This window comes from Brevibacillus panacihumi W25 (assembly GCF_000503775.1).
Taxonomy (GTDB): Bacteria; Bacillota; Bacilli; order Brevibacillales; family Brevibacillaceae; genus Brevibacillus; species Brevibacillus panacihumi_A.
Window position 1 is genome coordinate 2,058,686 of sequence record NZ_KI629782.1, and the last position, 25,565, is coordinate 2,084,250.

Sequence of the window (25,565 nt, forward strand, 5' to 3'; positions counted from 1 at the left end):
CATCACCTAGAAGTTTATCGATGTTGTTTATTATTTCCATAGGATCGTTTCTCTCCTATCCTTTCCCATAAAATCTCCCAAGTCCATTATATATTAGTTCAACTTCTGCAGAGCAAAAATGAGCTCTCTTTACAAGAGAAATCCTTAACAGAACCTCCTTGTCATTACAATACTACATACTCATTCCCATCTAAAAAATACAGTCCCATCTCCTTCACCCGTAAACCAAATGCCCGCTCTAGCTCTTCCGCATACATCGCAACCTGTGGCCGATAGAAATCAACAAATGCCTGCTGTTGACCATCCTCGTACACATCCGTCTTAAAATCGACAATCACCCATCCGTCCTCTTCCTCAAACAAGAAGTCGATAACACCCTTTAGCAATACTATTTTCTCTGTCGTACCTTCTACGCCTACATCCGTACGAACCGTCCTCAAGGGTAACTCATGAATTCTACGTTTTGCCATTAGTGAACGTTTCCATAGAGGATGCTCCACTACCGCTTGCAGCATTTCCCGAACATCTGGAATCAAATCGGCATCCATGCCCTCTTCTTCACCAATCATCCGAATTTGCGACTCTAGCTCATCTAGCTTTTTACCCGAACCAAGCAATTCAACACAACGATGCACAGTGCTTCCGAACGCCATTCCCCTACCTTTAACTGGTCTAGGTGGTTGTTGCGCTCCGGTTTTTGCTAGCTCTGTCACGGAAGACGTCTTGTACGTCGGCTGTGCTAGTCGGTTTCTCCATTCACGGCTCACCGCTTCATCTGCTGCCTCGTCATGAACCACATCGTAATCAGAACGCAGCACTGGAGACATCTCGGGAACCTCTAACTCAATCCCTTCCCGGATACCGATCTCAAAACTACTCCAGGAATCAATCGCTGGTCGATCTGGGTATCTACTGATAATCATAAGTTGCTTCGCACGGGTAGCCGCAACGTACAGCAACCGTTCCTTCTCCGCATTCAAGTACTGCCGCTCTCTTTCTGTGAGCTCTATCCAGCCGGGCGGATGAGCAATCATTTCTTCCTGAAATAGCTTTCTTCGCGTAATACTAAAATAGCCTCGAGCAGGATCAACTGATCGATCTACGTGCTCCGTAGCATCATGGTCGGATTCCCCACAAGGACAAGCCAAAAGGACCACAGGTGCTTCAAGCCCTTTGGCTTTATGCAGGTTCATAATACGGACAGCGTCCTGTTGACCAGCAAACAAATCCCCGCCTTCGATCTTCGCTTCCTCCGCCATCTGCAGCAAACGTGAACAAAGTTCTGGCCAACTTGTCACGATTCGGTTGTCTTTTTGCAACACATGCAAGAGCTTGATTAGCGTTCCTGCACGTGCCCTACCGGTCGGTCGAACGGCAGCTAGTGGAATCATTCCCAGATCTTCCATGATGTGAATCAAAGCAGAGATCGCTGGTAGCTCCCGGATAATACGCGCATATTCCCGGATTTTTTCCAGTGCCTCGTATACTGGCGATGCCACCTCTGATACCTCGTCCGGATCCGGCAGATAGGTATAAGATATCGGAAACCCCTCCATCTTGTAGTGGAATAGCGCATTATCGCTGACGGAAATAAACATTCCCTTCAGTACAGCAAGCAGGGCTATTCGATCTCCTGAGTCGTTCAAACTACATGCTAGTAAAGAAAGAGCACCTATTTCCTCATACATCGTGGTGCTCCCCGTAGCAATAGAGGGGATACCATACTCCTCCAATTTTTCCGCATAAAGGTGGAGAAACTCTCTACGTTTCAAAAGAACCAGAAAATCACCTGGAGATGCGTCTCGCAGGACATAGTTTCCGGCATCTCCAGGTTGCTTTTCCTGGATTTTGAGTTGACCCTTACATGCCCAAGCAATATATCGCGCTATTCGGTCCGCATCTGTCTCTGCAATTACCGCCTTACCCCCAGACATCTTCTCATGAGTGATCGTGTAAACCCCATGTAAGACCTCGCTCTTCGGGTTATCGATTTTCGTCTCCATTCTTACAAATCCTGCTTGATGCTCCGTCTCACTTTCGGGAAAACGAATGGCAAATTCATCGTTCACAAATTGACCGATTGCATGAACGGAGCGGAAGTTTGTCGTAAGCTGAAGAACTTCACCGCATGACCTGATCTTGTTTTTTACCCAATTGTAGGTGGAAATATCTGCACGGCGGAACCGGTAAATAGACTGCTTGGGATCGCCTACGACAAAAAGAGAGCCTGGTTTCGGCGTGGTACGTCGCCAGTCTGATTCATTCGGATCCTCACCTGTCAGCAGAAACATAAGCTCAGCCTGTATCGGATCGGTATCCTGGAACTCATCGACAAACAAGCGCGTATATCTTTCAGCGAAGTATCGCCTCACGTCTGTATGTTCGCGTAGTAAAGCTGTTGCTCGCATCAATAAATCCTGGAAATCAAGCAAACCCATTTCTCTGCGCCTGCGTGCACCGTACTCAACTGCTGGTCGTACGAAATCGATTAACTGTGGATACAAATATTCTCGCCACGCGCGTAGAAACGGGTACAGAACGCGGCTTTGCCACTCTTGAAACTGTACTTTAAACGCTTTAGCCATATCCTTGTCTGTCCACCTGTTTAAGGTTGCATCGATTTTCCGATCATATAACAGAGCCAGCTGCAAAACCCGCATATCGTCTTGAAGTCCGTGTAAAGCAACCATCCTAGCCCCGTCTCGTACCAGCGATTGCAAGGCATCCCATCCCTGAGCCGGCTTCGTTGTTGGAATGTAACGACTTGCTTTTTCCATCATTGGTGGTAGCGATAGACGGATCAGGTCAAAATCTGGTCTAGGAGCAGGGGTCGTCTCAATCTTTACATCCGTGTACTCACACATCCGTTTGTAAACCTGGCGCAAATCTTCCACGTTTACCTGAAAGGACAACAGCTCCGCCATTCCTGCCTCCTGACCACTTTCGATCAATCCCATCAAGTATTCATCCCAACACTGATCACGCAACGTTGTGACTTCCTCTTCTTCTAGCTCGCGGAACATGGGATCGAGTCTGGCTTCAATCGGTCTTTCTCTCAACAATCTGCCACAAAAGGAATGAATCGTTCCGATGTAACAACGGTCTATATCCTGTAACGCTTGTTGCAGCAATTGGCGTTGCGATTCTTGCGCAGTACGAATCTTTCGCTCCAGCTCTAATCTAAATCTACTCTTCAGTTCGTCTGCTGCTTTTCTTGTAAAAGTAATAGCTGCGATTTGCTCAGCCACTGCACTTCCAGTCTCAATCAAAGCGATCATTCTTCCGACCAGTGATGTCGTCTTTCCGGAGCCCGCTCCCGCTTCTACTAAAAACGTCTGGTCTAGGGCATTTGCTATACGTTCTCTTGCTATCTGATCGTCATGCAAAACGCTCAACCTCCTTCAAACTTTGAAGTCGCGGGGCATTCTCTGCTAAATCCCATTTTTCCTTAGCTCGCTCCGATTCATTGCCACAAACGCTTCGGTAATCACAGTAGGTGCACCTTTTTGTCTCTTTTGTTGCTACATACGATCCTGTTTCTATGGAAGTCAACAGATGCTTGACCAACTCAGATAGCTCTGTTCTCCGGTTTTGAATGCGAGAGACTTCTTCTGCCTTCCCTCGCTCAGTTGGAAAGTAATACGCTGCCTCTACCACATTTGCCTCTGTGTCGATTCCCGTTTCTCGAAGCCACTGCTCAACCGCTACTGCATAGATCGCATGCTGGAGCTGCGTACCCTGCGAGAAGTACTCATTCACGTCAAACTTGGAAGGACTTCCAGTCTTGTAATCGTATATTTTGTATGTGTGTGGACCGAGCTCATCCACCCTATCAACGAATCCCTTCATCCTGATCACAAGATCGTTACCTAAGTTGACCTCCATCGGTTCGCCCTCTCTTGCTAGCTCCAGCTCAAAATAACGTGGCCGTCCATTGCGCTGTTGTTCCATCTGGTAGAATATCGCTACATCTCTGCGGATTGATTCACATTCCTTCTGAAAAATATGGGGGCTAGGTGGCGGCACGAGAGCTTGGTATTCACTAATTGTCTGCTCGGTGATTTCCTGGAGTCTGTGTTCATGATGGATAAGTGAAACGCCACTAGGAATAGACTGGGACATCTCATTCAAATAGAGATAAAAGATGCGATGAAGCAAGCCCCCCCTGCTAGCAGCATCCAACCAACGGGTACGGTCGAAACTCGTAGTATCTTTCATTCGGACATTCAATACGGTAGAGAAGAAAAACTTCTTGGGACATTCGGCGTATCTCTCTAACTGTGTGACACTGAGATGCACCTCCGGATTATTGCGATAACAGACAGAGAAGACATCTGTTTGAATTATTCCCTCGTATTCAGATAATACATTGTTGTCTACCAGTGATTTAGATCGTTCTAAACGAACTACAGAGCGAAAAGCCTGTTGCAGAGAAGGATAACCATTTTGTACAATCCCGTTATCTGTCAATCGATCCAGCCAACGGTCCGTCCCATCCAAAAGATATTCCCCTTGTTTGCAACTCGAGAGGTAGCCTATCGTTTTTCCTAGGACGTTCTCGAGTCCTGTCATATCCATATGCGAATCGCCCGATACAATCCTGGCGACCTGTAGGAGTTCGTAAGCTGGACTCATTTCCTTTTGGTCTGTTGGATCATAGCTGGTATAGCTAATTGTCACTGTTCCCGAGAGCATACCAAGGCGCGCGGCACGTTCACGATAGATATGCTCCGCTTGCTCAGTAGAAAGCGACAGGCCACCAATACGGCGGCGTTCCTCATCTAATAGCACAGGGTCTTGTCGAGACTGTGTGGAACATGCATTATTACTCATGCCCATTATGAAAGTGTGAGTCCTGCCCGATTGGCCACCATCCTCAAGAGAAGAAATATGTAGCTTTCCGGAGCTAGGTCCTTCATGATTGATACGGATGTTCTCCACCATTTCTTTCACATACCGCAGCGAACTTTCATTTGAAAGAGAATGAGGAGATACGATTTCTAGTTGTTGTGCGTGATCATGGAGTGCATGAAGAACTTTATTGTCTATCTCACTGAATAGATTGCTACACCTTTTGAGAAAATCAATCAAAGCATGAAGAATCGTCAATGGAGTCCACGATTCATCCTGTGAATCTGGAAGTTTTTCAAAGAGAGCCGTAAATATTTTTCCCAATAACTCATCCATTTCATCGGTTAACTCGTCGTCTGTGTGTGCTGTTGAGTTTTTCAGTACGGAATACCGCTCTCTTCCCCAACCGATTCCGCTTTTCTCCAATGCACGAATGAGATCAGACGTTGTAATTGATTCACCGAAATGACGGAAGGACAGATAACCATGTCGCAGTCCCTTGAGAAGAAAATCCACGTCATAGTTGGATTCCAGCCATTCGAGATACACGAGTGCCGCTTTCCCGGCCTTCGTACTAGAGACAGGCAGCCCTTTGGAAAATGTACAGGGAATATCAAGTACCTGGCTTAACGTATAAATCGCTGTATTATAAGCTGCATAATCGGAAACAATGATCTCCGTCTGGTCAAAGGGAATTTGCTGATGACAGATACGTCGGAATACTTCACGAACTTCGGCAAGGTTACCTGCAGCTCGAAATAAATGGATATGATGACTGTCCATGTCTTCCAAAGAGCTTGGGAAAGGAGGTGCCGGTCTCAGCACAACTAACTCGCTTCCTGCAATACGCTTTACCATTTCCAACTTTACTGGAGGTAGCCCATCAACATCCCGCAAGATGAAGAGATCATGGTGGACAGCATCCTTTGATTCCGGCAGATAGTTCAGCAATCCCGCAAAATCTGTGCAACGATTTTGCTCCAGCCATTCTTCATACATTTTAAGCAGTTCAATGATATAGATTCCTTTTTTGACGGTATCAAAATGATTATGGGAAAGATCGTATGAGTGAATACCCGCTAATCGAAGATCCCCTATTGCCTGATGAAAGCTTTTTACGATACCCGGAGTCACCATTTCACAAGGAATATAGTCCTCCATTCGATTAGATAGACTGAGCATCAAGTTTTGCACGATCCAAAACGTTTGCTCGCTATTCAACAGTTGAAATCCTCGATTTATTAGCTCCAACTTGGTGCGTTTTACAACAAGTGACTGTAATGTCTCCGTTTCTGCTCCTAGCAGTGGGCCGCATTCTCTTGTTACTCGAGCTAACCATTGTTCTGCCTGATTGTGACTATCTGCGAGAAGAATCTTTCTTTGAAAAGGATCTCTTTGACAAATTTCATACAGATCTACCAGCCATCTATGGTTCATTGGACCCACTCCTTCCGACTCTCTCTGTATTTCGAGGAAGTCTATCCATATCCTCCCTAATTGACATTTTATTTACTGATAACTTTTTTCTTGTATTTGAGAGACCTACTTTTCATTCGATTGGTTTTCCTTTTTTCGTACGTCACCCATTTACTCAAGCTTATGAACTCCAGAATTCCTAAGCATGTGATTAATATCATCTGCCCTCTTACGTTATCGAGTTCGTATCGCCAATAGGCTTGGTACAAATAAACTGCTGGGCCGCCATTCCACTCCAAAAAGCTCATCTCTATACTAGCTTCTCTGCGTAAAAGTTGTTGGAAATCGTAATAAGCCATGTGGTCGTTACTTCCTCTTTCGTAATAACGTTCGTAGGCATGTTTCGTTAGAATCAGAGTCAGATTCATCATTCACCTCGTTTAGATATGACTTGATTCATGTGTAGCATTCTCACTTGATCGTCCAATTCATCTAACTACATCATGCATCTGTGACCATGACATGAGCCTGTCAGCGAATGTTTGTTCGTTTCAAAAAATAAAAAAAGAAGACCCTTTTCAAAGAGCCTTCGCACGATATTTATTGATACATTTGTTTCCACTCATTTAATTGTTCTTTCAATGAAGAGCGCACGGACTGAGGTTCTAGGATTTCTGCTGCAGGTCCATATTGCAAAATCCATCTGATGAACTCTTTTTCGTTATTTACCGTGACTTCGAAAATCATACTACCGTCTTTCTGATCTTTCATACGTGGATGGACAAACAGTTCCTCTTCTTTAATATAGCGAGCAACTTCGGCATTAAAACGCACTTTGAAAGTAATATTCTTATCTCCCTGTTCGATCGACCATGTGTTTTTCAGATGCTTCTTTATGTTGAAGTCTCCCTTGTCAAATGACTGGGTTGTAAGATCAATCTTCTGAAAGCGGCTGATTCGAAACGTACGAATTTCCTTTTTCAAATGGCAATAACCAATCAAGTAGAACCGTTGATCACGTGGCACGAGGTAATAGGGATCAATTTTACGCTCAGTGGTTTTATTACGGTATTGAGTATGATAAACAGTGTCGATTGTTCTTTCTTCCAAGATCGCTTGTATGATTGGCTGCAGGAAATTTGGGCTTTCTTGGCGATAAGCGGGTGTCCCCATCTGAATAATGCCGGCTATATCCTCAATAATTCTGTTTTGCTGTGATTTTTCCTTACGATGCGTTCCCATCACTTTATCATACGCAGTTTCAAAGCCAGGCGGTAAATTATCGATATCTAATACGGAAGGTAACAATGAAAATGCTAGAGCTTCCTGTTCAGTGAAGTTAAGAGGGTACAGGAAAAATTTTCCTAAGAAACGATAACCGGTGCCTCTACCTTCGTTGGTGACAGGTGCAATAAGGCTGAGAATATCCAGATCCCTGTAAATGGTTCGGATATTCACGTCGCATTTCTGAGCTAGGTCAGTTGCGGAAATTCCGGGATTCGCTTGAATAGCGTTTATTATGTTAAAGATACGGATAACTTTATCGATCATGGTAATTCCCCTCATTATTAATAGCCAATTCAATAAAGTTTATATTTCGACAATATCCAGTCTTTTCCTCTCTGCTCGCTAACCATGTCTCTAGTTCACTTTTGATGCGGTCACAATTTCTATTTTGCCTCTACCATGCCTTCCCCTGACTCCACTTCCACTTCTTCGTCAAACTCTGCATCGTAATCATAATCGTCTTCATTACCAGTTATGTATTTTGTTAATGAGTTCAGGACACGCATCGTATACGGAAGAATAGTGTGCTTATCATAAGTCAATCCTAATCGTCTTAAATGATCCGCTAGAATTGCTAGGTCATCCATTTCGTTTTTGTCCTTTGCTCCTAAGGGAATGTATTCAACAGCCCTTTGCTGAAGCAATAGCTTCGACGGCGATGAAAACTTAGTTGTATCAATAATGATCCCTTTCCATGCACTTGGCCTTCCACCTACACCATAGTAAGCACCGATAGCATCTTTAAAAATTCCTGATGCCTTATTAAATTTATTCCATGCATCATTAATAATGATCCGATATTGGGGGACATCGTCTGTTGCATTGATGCGAATAAACTTTAAACGAGATTCATTAGTCAGGCGTTCATTGATAACAGGAGTTCGATCCCATTGTATTTTGGTATTACCGATAGACCGCATCCAATTGTTCCTTAAGGTAGCATTCACCAATACAATAAGTTGTCCCTCACACTGATCTAATTCATTTTCGATCACTTTTGTGATAAATGCATCAAATACTTCACTGCTTCGATTTTCTTTACGTGGATTATCGAGGAATTTGGCTTCATCCATTTTCAGTGCTGCATCCTGTAAGGACATCCATGAATCGAGGCCTAACATCTTTATACTTAGATTAGTACCGATTAATCTTGACATTACAGGTAAATATTTATTGTCTGCTTTCAAGACAGTGATAGATAACAATGTTCCAGGAATATTGATTTTATTGACATTATCACTGAGCAGACCGTAGTCATTGAAGAGGTCCAATGTAGCATTAATAATTCGGGAAACATCCCCAGTCTCATCATCTGTTAATGGATAGATGAATTGAGTGAGACGTCCCGTTTTTTTCATTCCTTCCCTGATGGCCTTCTTTGGATCGGTGCCCTCTCTCCATTTAACCTTTTCATCGATTTCTACGAGTGCTACGACCGGATTGTCACGTCGTTCGGCATTGGATAACTGCTTGGAAATCTGATTGATACGTTTGCTCTGTGCAAGTGATTTATCCTTGTAATTATCTATCTCTAGTTCGGCAACAATGCCTTCAGGATTACAATGAACAAGTTCAACAATAACCTCTTTATCACAATTGAGCCTAAAGAGGAAATCTGAACGTTTATCAAGGATAACAACCGGATCAATATCAATTGATTTTTGCGCTGTAGTTAATACTTCTGTGACCTTTTCAAACATCTGTACCGAACTATAGATTTCGATGGTTAGTCTTTCTACATTAGAAGCAACCATTGGAAAGCGACTGTCATTCATCTCCCGACGAGTAATATCAGGGATAAGCTGGAGTTCTTTTGCACCAAAGTCTACTAAAAAGTTCTTGAACAAATGAAACAGGCCACTTTTTTCAGAAAGGCCAATTCCAGCCTTTACACTGTTTCCGTTAAAAAGATTGTTATTTACGACGTAAGCAGTAACTTCTCCATTCTCATCAGAATAGACACTTGGATTTACTAGCAACGAATCCGACTCAAATGACTCTCCATTTAATACGTCCCAATACAATCCGTCTAAAGCACTTTCCCAGGCCGTAAACGAAGATTTACTTCTAGTGCACCTCTCGAATTTCAATTGGGAAAAAGATTTGTCCATATCCGTTACATACGGATTTTTAACGGCTACAAGAACCGAACAAGAATGGCCGAATCTCATGAAACATATTCCATCTTTAATTTGTTCTTTGCTCAAATACCTTCTTGTCCCCATAGACACGGTTAATATAGTTCGACCAGTATCTCCTCCACGGGTCTTTAATTCAAGCCGAATCACATAAGAAAAAGGATCATGACGATTGGACTTTTGAAGCGGATTGGAAATGCACTCATGCTTACCATTAAAAATAACATGATAGAATTTCAGCTCTTCACGCAGATCCTTCCCTAGATCAAGGAACTTTGGATCTTGGCAAAACTTTATTGCAGCCATACCGGGAACCCATTGATAGCTATCAACAATTTCATGGATATCACCGAAAGTGCATGATACCCAAGCAGGATCCGAATCTATTATATCTTGCGGTAATTCAGGAATCGAATATCCCTTTAAATGAGCCAACCATCCAAGAGTCAGTTGTCTAATATGCAACTCAGGAATAGGTTTTGTTGATATCAGCCACGGACAATCATGAAGCAGCACTTTATTATCAGAATGAACGCTGATTATTTCAGGAAACATGCTTCTAAGCTTTTTTCCTAAAGGCTCTACTTTATAGGCAAGCTTAAATCGATCTGTTCTTTCTCTATTAAAAAAGTTACGCCAGCTTTCCGGCATTTTCATATAATAAATGGTTTCGTTATAAAACAATGATTCATCAATTTCCAGCGCAAACAGCTCCATCTTCTTCATCACCATGTACCTCCCGATTCAAACTATTTATTCCCTGAATAAAGGGACCATACAAGCTCTCAAACAAAGGATCTTTTTTATACTTCTTCATAATCGCAGCCCAGCTATCCAACATGGACATTCCTTCTGGTTTTCCTTCAGGTTTGGCATTAAATTTCGAATCGCAAAAGAATACTCTGGCATCCCTGCCGCCGCGCAATAACCGTCCGATCATTTGCCATATCGGTACAAAAGTAAACCATGCCATTATTTGTCTTTCAGAATCACTCAAGATCGACCAAAAATCAGGTTTTTTATACATCGTTTCGAACTTGGCACTACTAATTTGACGTAATTTCGACATGGCCTTATCGTAGTGGATGCTTTGTCCCGTTAGACGTTTCAAATAGTTTGGTAAATAAGCGTGTAGAGTTTGAACCATGTAATTCATGTCGTTAGGAATAGGATATGGGCGCACCAGAAAAAAGACAGACCCGAATAGCGCGTCCCCATTTTGATCCAATATGTTATAACCTCTACCTACTGACAAAAGTGGAACTACCAAAACTTCTGCCTTTTCTTTACGAAATGATTCAATCATTGATCTTGGGAAATCATCACTATCACGGTTTCTTTCCCTGGATAGAATTTTATACCTACCTTCCCAATTATGATCACCACGAAATGCCCTCCCGACAGTTGCAACATCGTCGTAAGAGTTTGTTACTAAGAGGACTCTTCTTGCAGCCCCCATGCTTTTCCAATGATTTATTTCGTATTGAATATCAGTTTTAAGTTGCTGGACCATTTCAAAAAGATTTTCGCTTCTAGTCTCTTCATTTCGAACACCTGAGATTTCCAAGAATCCGTCATGACGAGCATTAAGTGTCGGCTTGAAAGTCATTTTAATTTCGGGGGGTATTCTATCTGCTTTGAGTATCCATTTTGAACCAGTGTTTAAGTGATAATGTGCAGAGTCAGGAGCATAACTAGTACCGGATAAAAAGATAAGCGCTGGCCCTCGTTTTTGATCAGAGTCTTCATAAACTCGGTGCCAATCATGCAACAACAATCTGCCTACTCCCGCATATTCAACTAATTTAAATGATCCTGTTACATCCCCGTCTTTCATGTCATATTTATATCCTATCATTGTGCCTGTCATGGCTTCTTTCATGAATGGTTGGTAATCTTTTTGCATAGTAAACAACGGTGAAAAATCTGCAGACATCCCAAGCTTTGCTTGAATCATAGCAAATGAAGTCAGAATGAATTTAATACATTCTTCCGCCCTACTTAAATAGATAAAGAACTCCAACTGGGCATAAAATAAATCCCGGTTTACCCGCGGCTGAATTGTTCCTTTTAGCAGCTTCGATGTAATTTTAGTAAGTAGCTTTTGTTTAGCTTCGATATTTTCCGTTTCAATTAACTTGTCAACAATGCTGGCTAGGGTAGGATCTTGATACGGTTCATTTGCATAATTCATTAGAGATTTGCGTATTTTCTTTTGCGCATCCGCATTATCAGAGATCTTCTCGCTTAATGAATCTGCAAGAGCAGCTACCCTAATAAGATTACGGCTTATATTTTTGCGAAGCATCTGAGAGTGATCAAGTTTGTTATAGATTCTCCAAATCATTTGATCCAATTGACGAAGTTTATCCTTCCACTCATTAACTACTGGATCACCGGCAAATTGACCATACCGTCCACTAGTCAACTGATTGGACTCGTTCAACAACCGTTCGAAGATATCCTCTATATTTCCAAAAACATTATATTCCGATAAAAACGTTTCATCGAATTGCTTTTGAACTTCATCCGCTTCATCTACAAATACGATATCCATCAAGTCGTACATGGCTTCATAAATAGTTCGTTCGAACGGATCTATCATGGCCGGTATTCTTGTTTTGAGAACACTTGCAGACGTAGCCACCCATACATCGGCCTCAGCAAGTAGAGAGAGATCGTTATAAACTCCGCAATGATTAGCCAATGGGCACTTCACTGATTTATTGTCTTGTTTAAGCTGAGTGCAGGGATAATTATTGTTTCGCTCGTAATCTTCAGAGAGTGCCTTAATTACACAAGTGTCTGATAGATGTTTTAAAGCCTGAAATGGGTTCTTAGACCAGTCACTAATTTCAAAAATCTCGTTAGAATTCGCAAATAAAAAGTTTTCTTGATGCAACTTCCTTAATGATTTGCCAATGATCGGTACGGCATTGATACCTAACTCACTGAGAATTTTAACACGCTCAATCACTTGGGAAACGCTGCCTTCTATAAATCCTATTCGGGCGCCTTCTCGCTTTACTAGGCGGTACGTCTCCATGAGCATAAATGTTGACTTTCCTGCTCCTAATGCACCACCAATATGCTGGTTTCCTTTGTATACAAATTCATTAGCCCAATCTATAGGCTCCAGAAAAACTGAACTTGCTCTTTTCTCCCAAGCTGACGATTCACCCACTATTTCATCCATTTCCTTGGCTAATGAAAGTCCGTTAAAAGGTAACTCTAGCTTAAGTTTCTTTTTTTCACGATAGGAAGGCAATAAACGCTTATCGCTATTAATTAAAGCTTCCGGAATACTTCCATGGAAGTTTTGAGTGATCCCACCTCTTACAATTCTTACATATTCGTATTTCCCTTGCTTTGCAAAAGGCACGTCATTGTTTTGTCTTGGAATTGGGTTATTTAGTATTTGTTTGTAAATGTTATCCCTATTAATCAAAAATCGCGGAACCTGGTTGTTTATCTTTCCGTCTTCATTGAAATCAAACATACGATATTTCTTATCAATAACTCGATAAGCTTCAGTCCGACGAGCTAGTATCTTCTTACTTCTTAACTCAGGAAATAATATTCTAAGACGAGCTACGATGTCCTTACGCTCGATGTTCTTTAAGATCGGTTCATCATAACCAACTAAAACAGACCAGGCCCGATCAATATCAAGTAGCGGGTCAATCAAATTGCAGCCCGTAATGAATATTTCCATGCTTATTATTGTTGATATATCGGCTTTTGGAAGCTCTAGTGAGAAAAACTCTTCGCTTATTTCTTCAGATAATTCCCAAAACGTTTTTCTCATAGGAGCACCTCCCACTATAAATTAATGTTTTCTCGCGTTTGCTCACTCATTCTTAGATTTTCAACCATCAACATTCCAGAGAAGTGGGCGAAGCATGTAATTATGGAATATTTTTCTGGATGAGCCGGTGGCGGGAATAAAGATTCGAATCTTTTTTCCAATCTATTGGTAAATCGTATGACCGCACATTTGGATATCCACTCCATTCCCCTGACGGCTTACCCTCCCATGTCACGCTGGGTCTTCGCCCTTACATTCCTTCGTTCTGCCTCTCAAGGTGTGGACGCCGCTTCTTGCTCCTTTACTGGGTCGTTGCCCTTACGGAATAGATCCTGCGGCTGCTCCGTGCTTCTGTTGTCATTGGTTTACTTCCAAGCTCTTGTGAGAAACGAGAATATCGTTTGAATTTAAGCTACCATCTGTATTTGGGACTGGCGTACAGGTCCTAATACGTCGGACGCATTGTACGGAATGCACTTCGTGCCTAGTGTGTACAGTACGCGAATGAGCTTCCCGCAGAGTGCCACTATAGACTGCTTCTTCTTGAGCGGATTATGACTTCGCTTCGTAAAGTAATGGTGCAACGCCTTGAATTCGGCGTTTTTGGCGACCATCGGCATCATCGCCCGAAATAGCAAGGCTCTTAGTCGGGATCGTCCACGCTTGGTAATCGTGGACTTGCCCTTCTTCTTGCCGGAACTGTTCTCTTTGAGGTTAAATCCAGCAAGACGGATGATCTGCTGCCCATGGTCATAACCGCTAAGATCACCAACTTCAGCCAAGAAGCCCGCCAGCGTAACAACGCCGATTCCTGGTACTGTCAGCATTTCATTTGTACCTGGAATTTGTGCAAGCAATGCTTCCACTTGCGCCATGATTTCTTCAAGTTGCCTTGAGAATAGTTCATATTGTTCCAGTAAGGCCTTGAGCTCGATTTTCGCCGCCGTCAGCCCTTCGGTAAGTCCAATTGAGTTTGTGGCAGCTTGTAGGAGTTGCGCTGCACGTTTGGAGCCAACCGCTCGCTTCACGTCTTCCTTCCATCGGTTCACGATTGTACTCGCGCCAAGCGATACAATCTCCTGTGGCGTCGGAAATTCACGAAGCGTGATGAGCGAGGCCTTTCCTTCCCAATCTTTAAACACAAGGCTGTACTCCGGAAAGAAGCGATCAAGCCAGTTCTGGATACGCCGTTGGACTTGACCGAAGTTCACCATCACCTTCTCTCGAAGGTTCATGAGAATACGAAGATCGGCATAAACGCTCGTAGGCAATTTGGGCTCGCTGTACTTGCCATTGCGAACTAAATCAGCGATTAACCTAGCATCCTTGTAATCATTCTTCGTCGGTGAATTGTCTTCAAGTTCTTTGCTTTTATTGACGTGATGAGGATTCACGATAACGACTTTGATGTTTTCTCGATGCAGAAATTCGGCCAGTGGAAACCAGTAGTGTCCGGTTGGCTCAATGCCCAAGATGATATCCGTCTTGGCGTATTGCCGCTGAAGCTCCTTCATCCACGAAACGAGTTTCGTCAGGCCAGAATGGTCATTGCCGAACACACAGTCCTTACCAATCTCGATTCCGCGGAAATCGACAGCTCTGGCAACATGCGTTTTCTTGGCAATATCTGCACCGACAACAAGGGTTAATTCGGTAATTTGTTGAATACGTTGATTCTGCTTTTTCGATTGCTTATACTTCATTGTGGAGTACCTCCTGTACGGGTAATTGTTCTTTGGACGGAACGTTTCCCAGTTTACAGAAGGTGCTTTTTTTATTCAAACCCCAAATTCATTCATTACAGGAATGGCTCCTTTAACATTTTTTCCACTTCGTTTTCCATAATTATCTTTATGAATTTTTTCGTGTCTTCTTTTAGAAGTACCGACGCCCTCTTGCCATAGAAGGGGAATAAATCATTTCGATATTTAGGGATGACAACGAATACTTGGTGACCATATTTCTCTAAATATTCTAGTGGTTTTTGGTTGAAGAAATTTGCTAGTGTTCTCGGATTTTTGAAATCTTTTACATCAAGAAATATCTTGTTGTTGTTTAGTGAGACTGCAATGTCATATTCATCCACATTGGGGAACAATTCTACTACAAATCCCTTCCTTTTTAAGAAATCAGCAAGCTTGATTTCAGAAATCCCAGGTAACAAGACGTATCTCTGTATGCCAGGAAGCAATCGATAGACACGTTCATTTTTGAAGTCGAATTGGTCTACAATTTTCCACTCAGCCAATGATTTACAAATATTTTCTTTATTGCAGCGCCAGCGATCATGCTTATATTCAAGTGTCCATCCACAATACGGGCATTTACGATAATTAGCCAAGAGTGTAGTTACCTCTTCATAACATTGTCGAACAAGCGTACTCAATTCACGGTCACGAAAGGATTCAGCGAATTGAGCAAGTTGGAATGAGGATAGTACAGCATTTTGAGGCATCGACAAAAAAGTTCGGATTTGTGTATACTCTGTCTGCAGTTTCCGATTTTTATCTCTACAGAATTGTAGGATTGCAAACATATTCTTCTGTTGTGCTTCTTCAGGAGATATATATGTATTTATAAAATCATCTGCATCAGGAGTGATCCCGATGAATTCCTCAATCAATGGTGCTTCACTTGGGTAATACTCTATTAACCCCTGAATCCCCCATTCCTTTGATGGCTTATGTAAAATTTGAAGTAGCCTATGTAAATCAGCAGGAACCTCACCTCCTGATCTTGCAGCTTCTTGTATAAACATTAGCATTCCCTTGTGAAGCTCATCCGGGATTTGCGCATAGTTATTTGGCCATTTTTGTAACCCGACGATAATGTAATAGAGCATGTTTTGAATTTTATTCAATATGGCACACTCCTCTATAGTACTTAATAATAATTGTAACCTTACTTTTTGACGCTAGCTTGTCACCGAACGTATGTTCTAAAATGAAAAACGCGTATTAACCTGGCTCTTTACATACCGCCAAATTAGTACGCATTCCTCATTTCATTCTCTCAGACATTATCGTTCCCTAGTGATTCAGCAATTTTATTAACCACCTCTGCCTATCACTCCTGGTTTTACGCAGTAAGATCCTATCTGATTTCAAACCGTACCAACCACATTGGAAAAGTCAGTAAACATAAGGGTTTTAATTCTTTATATCGTCCTTCACCAACAACGCCACACTCTCAACATGCCCCGTATGCGGAAACATATCCACCGGCTGCACTTCCCTGACCTCATACCGCTCCGCCAAAACCTTCAAATCCCGCGCCAGCGTGGATGGATTGCACGACACATACACCACACGCTCCGGCTGCATCTCCAATATCGTCGCGAGCAACGCCTCATCACAGCCCTTGCGCGGCGGATCGACCACAATCACATCCGCACGAATCCCTTTCTCCTTCCACGCGGGAATCACGACCTCAGCAGGCCCAGCCTCAAACGTAACATTCTCCACGCCATTCAGCTCTGCATTGCGATTCGCATCCGCAATCGCTTCCGGCACGATCTCCACCCCATACACATGACGAGATTTCTGCGCCAAAAAGAGCGAAATCGTCCCGATGCCGCAGTACGCATCGATGACCGTCTCCGTCCCGGTCGCACCCGCATACTCCAGCGTCTTGTTGTACAAAACCTCCGTCTGCGCCGGATTCACCTGATAAAACGAACGCGCCGAGATCGCAAACTTGATCGGCCCGATGTAGTCATAGATCACATCACTGCCCCAGAGCGTCACCGTCTTTTTACCGAAAATGACATTGGTCCGCTCCGCATTGACGTTCTGCACGATACTGGTCACACCCGCGACCTGCTCGCGAATGGCTTCCACAAGACGCTCCCGCTGCGGAATCTCCTCCTCGGTAGTCACCAGCACGACCATGACCTCACCTGTTTTCACGCCCACCTTGACGACCACATGCCGCAAAAGCCCGGTGTGGCGCTGCTCGTCATAGGCGCGGATCTGCAGCTGCGCCGCGAGCTTCTTCACGACGGCCACCGCATCGTCGTTGGCCTGGTGCTGGATCATACAGGCTTCCATGTCGATGATAGAGTGGGATTTCTCCGCATAAAAGCCGCCGACCAATGCCCCGTTCTCCTCCCCGATCGGTACCTGTGCCTTGTTGCGGTAGCGCCAAGGGTCGCTCATCCCAAGCGTCGGGTGAACCGTGATGGCCCCTTCTCCCTCCACCTGAAAGCCGCCAATACGCCGGAGGTTGTCCCGCACGATCTGCTGCTTGTGGCGCAATTGCTCCGCGTAATCCAGATGCTGCAGCGAGCAGCCCCCGCAGCGATCGTACAGCGGGCAGGGCGGCAGCGCACGATAGGTGCTTGCCTCCACGACCTCCACCATCTTGGCAAAGCCAAAATTCTTTTTCACATGCTCCACGCGTGCCCGCACGCGCTCTTGTGCCAAGGCTCCCGTCACGAAGAGCGTGTAGCCTTCGATGCGGCCCACGCCAGCTCCCTCGTGATTGAGTCCGGTGATCTCCACTTCCACGGTTTGTCCGACCCGTACAGGCACATCCAGCTCTGCTTTTGCTGACGGGTGTGGACCGCGCCTCTTCTTTGTTGTCTTTCCCACGTTCTTTTCTCCTTTTTGAGTGAAAAACGACTTGCCGTTTTTCATAAAAGTGAATGTGACCGCTTGCGGTCAAAACAAAACGGTCATTACCGTTTTGTTTCCTATGTACAAGAGGATGCTCCAAGTCGCATCCTCTTCGCTCATTACGGCACGAACAGCTCAATATGCCCGGGCAGTGCTTCCACGACGCAAGGAAGCTGGCCACCCAATTCACCGTCCAGGTTCAACTGGACCTGCTCTCCGCTGGACGTCGTTGCCTTCAGATAGTCGGTCTGGAAATAGGCGATGAGCGGGTCCTTGATGTGGTCTCCGCGCATGGCCAGTGTAGCGAGGCGAATGATTTCTGCGATATTCGCCTTTTTTACCACGATAACATCCAGCTTGCCGTCTGACAAATCGGCCTGTGGCGCCAGCTTTTCAAAACCGCCTACCGAGCGGCTGTTGGCGATGAGGAAGATCATGATCTCCTCGTCGAGCAGCACTTCCTTGCGATTCTCCATCTTGACCCGGATCGGATGCAGGGAAGGCAGCTTTTCCAGCCCTTTCATGTAATAGGCGAGCTGTCCCATCATGGTTTTGAGCTTGCTTGGAACCTCATACGTCAGATTGGTGAGGTAGCCTCCCCCAGCGATATTAATAAAATAGCGGTTGTTGATCTTTCCCAGATCGATGCGCTTTTTCTTGCCTCTCTTGATTACATCGCAGGAGCGGCTGATCGACTTGGGAATTCCAATCGCTCGCGCCAGATCATTCGTCGTGCCGCACGGGATAATCCCCAGTGCCGGACGTGCCTTTTGCCCTGCCATTCCATTGACGACTTCATAGATGGTGCCGTCTCCCCCTGCAGCGACGATCAGGTCATAGCCGCGAGATACGGCACGGGCCGCTTCCTTCGTCGCATCCTCTGGACCTTTGGTCGCGTGGCAAGACGTCTCGTATCCGGCAGATTCCATCAAATCGAGGATATCTGGCAATCGCCGACGTACGATCTCCCGGCCGGAGCTTGGATTATAGATTAATCTGGCTTTTTTCAAGGCAGATCCCTTCTTCCCTTTCCCCGACGCTTACGGGTATTCTCTCTACTCATCATATCCTGTATAGCCATTTTTGGGAATCGCTATGCTGAATCGGGCGTGTTAAGATGAAAAGAGGATTCCAAAAGCTGGGAGGGGAAGCCATGAAGCCAATCATCGTCGGTGTAGACATAGGGGGAACTGCTATCAAGATGGCCTTGATTACCCGTGACGGGGAGTTGGTCGCCAAGACACAGGAGCCGACACCGCTCGCGTCTGGTGAAGACGGTATTTTGCAGCACACCTTCGAGATGACCCGCAGACTTTTGCAGCAGCAAGGATACACGCTGGATCAGGTGGGAGGCATCGGGGTGGGTGTACCGGGACCCGTCGATCCCCAGGAAGGTATCGTGCAGCAAGCCGTCAATCTGCATTGGCACAAGCCCGTTCCGCTGAAATCCAAGCTGCAAGCGATCAGCGCACTGCCTGTCGAGGTAGACAACGACGCCAACACGGCTGCGCTGGGCGAAATGTGGCGCGGTTCCGGCCAAGGCGCCAAGGACCTGATCTTCATCACCTTGGGGACGGGGATCGGCGGGGGAGTCATCCTGCATGGGCAGGTGGTGCATGGCATCAATGGCGTAGGCGGTGAGATCGGGCATATCACGCTGACGCCAGACAGCGGTCCGTTGTGCAATTGCGGAAAAAAGGGCTGTTTGGAATCGTACGCCTCGGCTACTGCTCTGGCTCGCGAAGGGCGGCTTGCTGCCTCGAACGGCACGAGTCCCCTGTTGGCCCAGATTCTTGAAAAGCAAGGCGAACTGCAAGCAAAAGACGTCCTCGACGCAGCCAAATCAGGAGATACCGCCGCGCTCGCCATCATCGACCAGGCTGCGATGTACCTCGGGTTGGCACTCTCCCACCTCGGCATGGTGCTCAATCCGGCTCGCTTCGTCATCGGCGGAGGTGTCTCGTACGCTGGCGACTTCCTGTTCTCCCGGATTCGGGAAGCCTACAACCGCTTCATCCCCTTTTCCTACGTGATCGAATCCACCGAGATCCTGCCTGCCAATCTGGGAAATGACGCTGGCGTATACGGCGCAGGCTGGCTGATCCGCTCCCGAATGAACGAATAAAAGACAAAGCGCTTTTGCCAGGCAACCCGTGCGTGGCAGAAGCGCTTTTTTTCAGCAACAACGATTACGAAGAGGGCGTATGCGAAACAGGCGGCTGATCTTGCGCTTTGCCCTGCGCCACTTCCTGCTTGCCCATGACGATCAGGACTGCGCCCGCTATTACGGCACAAGCGCCAATCCACTGAATCCCGCTCAGCCTCTCCCCGAACAGCATCGCAGAAAACAGGATCGTAACCACTGGCTCCACCATGCTGATGACCGATGCTTTGGTCGAGCCGATTAATTTCAATCCACTGAAAAAACAACTGATCGCAAGTACAGTAGAAAATACGACGATTCCTGCTAAAGCCCACCAACCCGCCGTGTCAAAGGCAAAGGAAAAGCCGCCATCCAGCTGCACTACGACGAACATAGAACCGGAAGCGAACAACGTGATATACCCGGAGGTGACATACGACGACGAGAGCCCTTTGCCTACGCGGTTGCCCACTACGATGTAGACGGAATAGAACAAGGCAGCCGCGAACGCCAGCATAACACCGAGCGGTTGAATCCCTCCAAAGCTCAACCCCAATACCAGCCCCAGCCCCAATAAGGAGAGCAGCATCGCCGCCACGGTCTTCAACCGCAGCACTTCCTTGTCGACAAAGTAGCTCAATATCGCAACGAAGACGGGAAAGGTATACAGGATCAGGGCCGCCAGTGATGTGGGAATGTACTGGACGGAGGAAAAGAAGCTGAGCGATTGCAGGGTATACAGGACTCCACCCAGCAAAATCAAGTACATCACTTGCTTTTTATCGATGCGAAAGGACTCCCTGCGAATGCGGATCAAGGCGAAAAAGAGCATGGCTGCGAATAAAAAGCGCAGGAAGACCAAAGTAGAGACAGACGCTCCCGCTCCATATGCGTAGACCGCGAAAATTGACATGACTCCGAAGCCAACAGCAGAGACGATGATATACAGAACACCCACATAGAGCGGATTCACGACCACTCACCAGCTTTCCTCATCATACACAACGGTACATCAATGCTTGACGACGGCTCCTTCCCGCCGGAAAAAGCGCGCTGACAAGGCAACCACCAGAGCTACATAAAGCAGCGACGTGCCCAACCCGACCAAGGCATGCATCGGATCCACCATCCCGTAAAAGACCTCCTTGATCAGGGAGACACCGCTGAAGACCGGCAGCAGATAGTAATGCTCGGGGATGTCCACAGGATGAAGCGGCATCAGCATGTACGAAGGAACCATCGCCAAAAACATGACACCGCTCATATAGGTCTGCCCTTCCTTTATCGACTTGGCGATGGTGCTGAGCATCAATTCCAGCCCAGCAAAAAAGGCAGCCTGCAGCAGGATAGTCAACAACAAGACCAGTACAGTAGCGGGACTCAACGAACTCAGCCCCAGCTCTTCCCCACCGAACGGTCCAAACCGAAGAATCAAAGTCAGGGAGACCAGTGACGCCGCCGCACTCATGCAGCTCATCACCATCACCGTCATCAGCTTGGCTGTCAGCAACTGATTGGCCGCGATCGGCGCGCTCATCAGCGACTCCAGCGTCCCCCGCTCCCGCTCCCCGGAGATCAGGTCATTGGCTACAGCGATGCCCCCGGAAGCAAGCGAGACCACCAGCATAAGCGGAATCACTCCCGCCAGCATCCCGCCTGAGGATTTTTCCTCTGACGCGACTTGCTCGTACACAGCATGGATCGGCTGTGTCGCCTTCTCGGACAGCCCTGCAGCCCGCAGACGCTTGGCGACAATCTCTTTGCTGTAAGCTGCCACCTTTTCTTCGATCACATCGCGGGCATAGACCGACTTTTGATTGCTGCTGTCGTACTCGACCCGCAGATTGGCTGTTCCTCCCGCCTTCAGCCGTTCGTCAAAACCGTCCGGAATCGTGACAATCGCCCGCAGCTTCCCCCCTATTAGCGCCTGCTCGGGATCGGCAGGCTGTTCAAATTTCACCCCGGGAATGGCTTCAAGCTGCGCCACCAAGCCGGATGTCCCCGTGACGTAAAGCGGGACATGCGCTCGCGCTTCCTCTTCCAGACTGCTGTACGAGGAACCCATGAGAAAAAACACGAAAGGAACAATTACCAGCGGAATGACAAACGTCCCTACCCATGTCTTGGTGTCTCGGAACAAATCCCGCATCTCTTTTTGAAAAACCGTCCAAATGATCGTGCCGCGCATCACCTACCGCTCCCTTCCACGACCGTCATGAACAGGTCATCCAGGTCCTGCATGCCGTATTGCTCACGCAGCTTTTGCAACGTCCCGGCATACTGCAGTCGTCCTTGGTGGATCAAGGCGATTCGCTTGCACAGCTTGTCGATCTCGCCCATGTTATGGCTGGAAAATAGAATCGTCTTTCCCTCCGCCTGCAAGGTGCCGATCATCTGGCGAAACATATTGGCTGCCGTCACATCCAGGCCTGTCGTTGGTTCATCCAGCAGAATCACCTGAGGATCATGAACCAAGGTTCTGGCGATGGCCACCTTTTGCTTCATTCCTCGGGAAAAAGGACCGACCCGCCGATCAAGAAAGGAATCCATCTCCAGCATCTGGCTCAAACGCTTGATTCTGTGCTCGATAGCGGTCCGGTCCATGCCGTACATGCTGCCGAAATACGCGATATTTTCCCTTGCAGTCAAACGGCTGTACAACCCGACATCCCCGCCGAAGAGAATGCCAATCCGGCGGCGCACCTCATTCGGCTCTTTGATCACGGAAAAGCCTGCGACCTCGATGTTCCCCGCCGTCGGACGCAAGATCGTCGCCATCATCCGCATCATCGTGGTCTTGCCAGCGCCATTCTCACCGAGAAGTCCATATACCTCCCCCGCTTCCACGCGAAAGGAGACATCCTCTAATGCCGTAAATGCGCCAAACTGTTTCGTTACCTGCTGTACCTCGATCAAGCTGTTTCCCCTCTTCCTTCGTCAGCATCATCCCATCAGAAAGACATCATCCGCCTATCCTGTCAGAATGTTTGGACATCAAAGCGCGAGGGTCCCTAAAGACAGCAATCCGCCCTTCACGCGTGAGTCAATCCGACTACACCTGGGTACCGCTCCTTGAATGCTGCCAGCGAAAAATCGGCGAACAAAGCCATGAAGTCATCCGTGTTATTGATGTAATGGCGGCTTTCTTTTGCCTGTGGATGCTTTTCTTTATACAGGACTGCGACCAAATGACTGACCGGAACGCCTTCCGCCTCTTGATCGTAGACACCCTGCTCAGCCAAAAACTTGGAAAAATAGCGGACATATGTAACGGTGAAGGTCTGTTGCTTGCCGTCTGCTTCCCAAGTAGCAATGGAACGGTCGAATGTATCTGCTGGCGAACCTCCCTTGCTTGCAGGAACGGCTTCACCGGTCACCGAAATGAGTTTCATACTACCTTCCTCCTTAGGTTCAACTCATTTTATTATAGGTGAGGATCATTTCTTTTACAATTTTGTCAGAAAAGCAGCCCAACGAGAGTCTATGGTACAGGTCAACTAACCACGAGGAGTTTTCATGATGGATAAAACAATCGACAGAGATATGTGGCAGGAAAATCAGGAAGTTCAGCCGGACGAAGAGTTGGTAGAACAGGCCAAAGGCGGGGACCGTGAGGCATTTGGCGAGCTGGTGCGACGGCATCGGGCGAAGATGTACGGGTATGCGCGCAGCTATACGCAGGAGTCCTTTCTCGCGGAGGATATTGTCCAGGACGCCCTGATTCGCGCTTTCCTGCATCTGGGGACGCTGACAGACAGCCGCCGCTTTCTGCCTTGGCTGCACCGAATCGTTCGCAATCAGGCGTATACCCGTTTGTCCAAGGGCCCACAGAAAAGAGAGCAGGTCTTTTCCGGTCTGCAGCACCAGACTATGGAGATGGATGAGACGGATTGGGGAGATTTGGACAGCATTTTACGCCGACTGGGCAGAAGCAAGCTTCAAGGAAGCGATACGGACTCCAATCCCGAAGAAGTCCTGATGCGCCGGGAACTGCTGCAGACGATTGTCGGTCTCTTGGGATGCCTCAGCCAGCGCGAGCGACGCATCGTCGAATCCCACTTCTTCGACCATCTTTCGCCGCAGGAGATTGCCGGGCTTTTTCAGATGTCCCAAGCGAATGTCTACCAGATCCTGTCCCGCTCACGCAAAAAACTGATCCAGGAAAAAACTCGCATCGTGGTTGACCAATACGTGAACTCTCGAAAGGAAGCGGGTACGATGAAAAAAGCAGTGTTGGAAAAACCGCAGGCTACACAATTGCATACATGGATTACTGGCGCGATGGCTTTGTCCGGAGTCATTGAAAATACGGGCAAGAAAATGTCCTTCCCGATGGTAATGGGCTTGAGCGGACACGCGTTTCGTCTTACAGTCGTCCCTGGCAACCTTCACATCGCGGGACCGACCATGTTTGATTTTACAGAGGTGCTGCAGCAGGGGCTGCGCAATATGGGGTTTGCGTCCCATGTGATCAACGAGAGCAAAGGAACCGAGTATCCCGCTCCCAACACCAATCTCGCCGATCCTGCACTCATCAGCCCGAATGCCCGGAAAAAACGGGAGCTCGCTCAAACACTCCCGGAAGCACTCGAACTCATCCACCGCTCCATCGATCGCGGTCATCCCGTCCTGGCATGGGATCTCTTCATCCCCGAGTTTGGGCTGATTTACGGCTATGACGATGAGCAAAGGACGCTTTATGCCGCCGACAACTGCGGCCATGATGCGACCGTATCCTACGAGGATTTGGGACGCGGCATCGTAGAAGAGCTGTTCGTATTGTCTGTGGGAGAAGCCAGCCACATCGACCAGCGCGCGATGCTCACGCAAGCCCTCGAATCTGTCCTGAACCATTACCGCGTGCAGAAGCACAGTCACGGCAATGCCGTCAATGGACTCGCGGCGTATGCGACCTGGCAGGAGGCCTATCAGCAAGGAAGCATCGAGCCCAACGGGAATGCCTACACGACAGCAATTGCCCATGATGCGCGGAAGAATGCTGCCTTGTTCTGGACAGAGCTTGCCGATACCTGGACAGACCCGGCCTTCGATGCGATTCGTCCAACCATGCGCGAGGCTTCAGAGCTATACGCAAAAATAGCGGAACAATTCGCCCAGCTATGCCGTCTCTTCCCCTTTCCAGCCGGTGGAGAACCCAACAATCCCGAAAACAGCCAGCAAGCGATTGCTATCCTACAAACGATCGAACAGCGGGAACAGGAAGCTGTTGTTTTGCTTGAGCAGATGCGTAACGCATTATCGGAGTAATGGATACAGCAAAAAGAAACCTGCCAGCATGCCCCTAA

Annotated in this window: 15 protein-coding genes; 2 read left to right on the plus strand and 13 right to left on the minus strand. The window is 46.9% G+C overall.

The annotated features are described in order from the left end of the window. Positions 1 to 164 precede the first annotated feature (164 nt). The 9 genes from T458_RS39125 to T458_RS39170 all read right to left on the minus strand — a co-directional run bounded on the left by T458_RS39125 (position 165) and on the right by T458_RS39170 (position 19,126). Entirely contained in the window at positions 165 to 3,386 is a 3,222-nt protein-coding gene (locus tag T458_RS39125; RefSeq protein WP_023556498.1) for a UvrD-helicase domain-containing protein, read from the minus strand. Continuing rightward, a complete protein-coding gene (locus T458_RS39130; RefSeq protein WP_023556499.1) occupies positions 3,379 to 6,288 on the minus strand; it encodes a PD-(D/E)XK nuclease family protein in 2,910 nt (969 codons plus the stop codon). The genes T458_RS39125 and T458_RS39130 overlap by 8 nt, the downstream gene beginning before the upstream one ends. A gap of 579 nt (positions 6,289 to 6,867) precedes the next feature. Beyond that, the gene (locus tag T458_RS39140; protein WP_023556501.1) at positions 6,868 to 7,818 is read right to left on the minus strand and encodes a helix-turn-helix transcriptional regulator; all 951 of its coding nucleotides are present in this window, start codon (positions 7,816 to 7,818) and stop codon (positions 6,868 to 6,870) included. Positions 7,819 to 7,937: 119 nt separating this feature from the next. Next, entirely contained in the window at positions 7,938 to 10,418 is a 2,481-nt protein-coding gene (locus T458_RS39145; RefSeq protein ID WP_023556502.1) for a pPIWI_RE module domain-containing protein, read from the minus strand. Further along, positions 10,384 to 13,500 (minus strand): pPIWI_RE_Z domain-containing protein, encoded by a 3,117-nt coding sequence (locus tag T458_RS39150; protein WP_023556503.1) that lies wholly within the window; start codon positions 13,498 to 13,500, stop codon positions 10,384 to 10,386. The genes T458_RS39145 and T458_RS39150 overlap by 35 nt, the downstream gene beginning before the upstream one ends. A gap of 407 nt (positions 13,501 to 13,907) precedes the next feature. Further along, entirely contained in the window at positions 13,908 to 15,203 is a 1,296-nt protein-coding gene (locus tag T458_RS39155; RefSeq protein WP_023555147.1) for an IS110 family RNA-guided transposase, read from the minus strand. 95 nt (positions 15,204 to 15,298) lie between these two features. After that, a complete protein-coding gene (locus T458_RS39160) occupies positions 15,299 to 16,360 on the minus strand; it encodes a restriction endonuclease-related protein (RefSeq protein ID WP_023556504.1) in 1,062 nt (353 codons plus the stop codon). A 289-nt stretch (positions 16,361 to 16,649) separates the two neighbouring features. After that, the gene (gene rlmD, locus T458_RS39165; RefSeq protein ID WP_023556505.1) at positions 16,650 to 18,092 is read right to left on the minus strand and encodes a 23S rRNA (uracil(1939)-C(5))-methyltransferase RlmD; all 1,443 of its coding nucleotides are present in this window, start codon (positions 18,090 to 18,092) and stop codon (positions 16,650 to 16,652) included. Positions 18,093 to 18,235: 143 nt separating this feature from the next. Beyond that, positions 18,236 to 19,126 carry a diacylglycerol kinase gene (locus T458_RS39170; RefSeq protein ID WP_023556506.1) on the minus strand — a complete coding sequence of 297 codons (891 nt, stop codon included), beginning with the start codon at positions 19,124 to 19,126 and terminating at the stop codon, positions 18,236 to 18,238. Positions 19,127 to 19,269: 143 nt separating this feature from the next. On the opposite strand from T458_RS39170, the gene T458_RS39175 reads away from it, so the two are divergent. Then, complete coding sequence (locus tag T458_RS39175; RefSeq protein WP_023556507.1) at positions 19,270 to 20,241, plus strand: ROK family glucokinase; 972 nt, start codon at positions 19,270 to 19,272, stop codon at positions 20,239 to 20,241. A 64-nt stretch (positions 20,242 to 20,305) separates the two neighbouring features. On the opposite strand, the gene T458_RS39180 is transcribed toward T458_RS39175, so the two are convergent. The 4 genes from T458_RS39180 to T458_RS39195 form a co-directional block, all read right to left on the minus strand. After that, on the minus strand, positions 20,306 to 21,232 hold the full coding sequence (locus T458_RS39180) for a DMT family transporter (protein WP_031305661.1): 927 nt from the start codon (positions 21,230 to 21,232) through the stop codon (positions 20,306 to 20,308). 39 nt (positions 21,233 to 21,271) lie between these two features. Then, positions 21,272 to 22,447: an ABC transporter permease gene (locus T458_RS39185; protein WP_023556509.1), complete on the minus strand. Its 1,176-nt coding sequence runs from the start codon at positions 22,445 to 22,447 to the stop codon at positions 21,272 to 21,274. Further along, positions 22,447 to 23,175 (minus strand): ABC transporter ATP-binding protein, encoded by a 729-nt coding sequence (locus T458_RS39190; RefSeq protein ID WP_023556510.1) that lies wholly within the window; start codon positions 23,173 to 23,175, stop codon positions 22,447 to 22,449. The genes T458_RS39185 and T458_RS39190 overlap by 1 nt, the downstream gene beginning before the upstream one ends. Positions 23,176 to 23,291: 116 nt before the next feature. Beyond that, positions 23,292 to 23,651, minus strand: a complete 360-nt coding sequence (locus tag T458_RS39195; RefSeq protein ID WP_023556511.1) for a hypothetical protein — start codon at positions 23,649 to 23,651, stop codon at positions 23,292 to 23,294. Positions 23,652 to 23,778: 127 nt separating this feature from the next. Here T458_RS39195 and T458_RS39200 point away from each other — a divergent pair, with 127 nt between their 5' ends. Beyond that, positions 23,779 to 25,527, plus strand: coding sequence for an RNA polymerase sigma factor (locus T458_RS39200; RefSeq protein WP_023556512.1), 1,749 nt, complete (start codon positions 23,779 to 23,781; stop codon positions 25,525 to 25,527). The last annotated feature ends 38 nt before the right edge of the window (positions 25,528 to 25,565 follow it).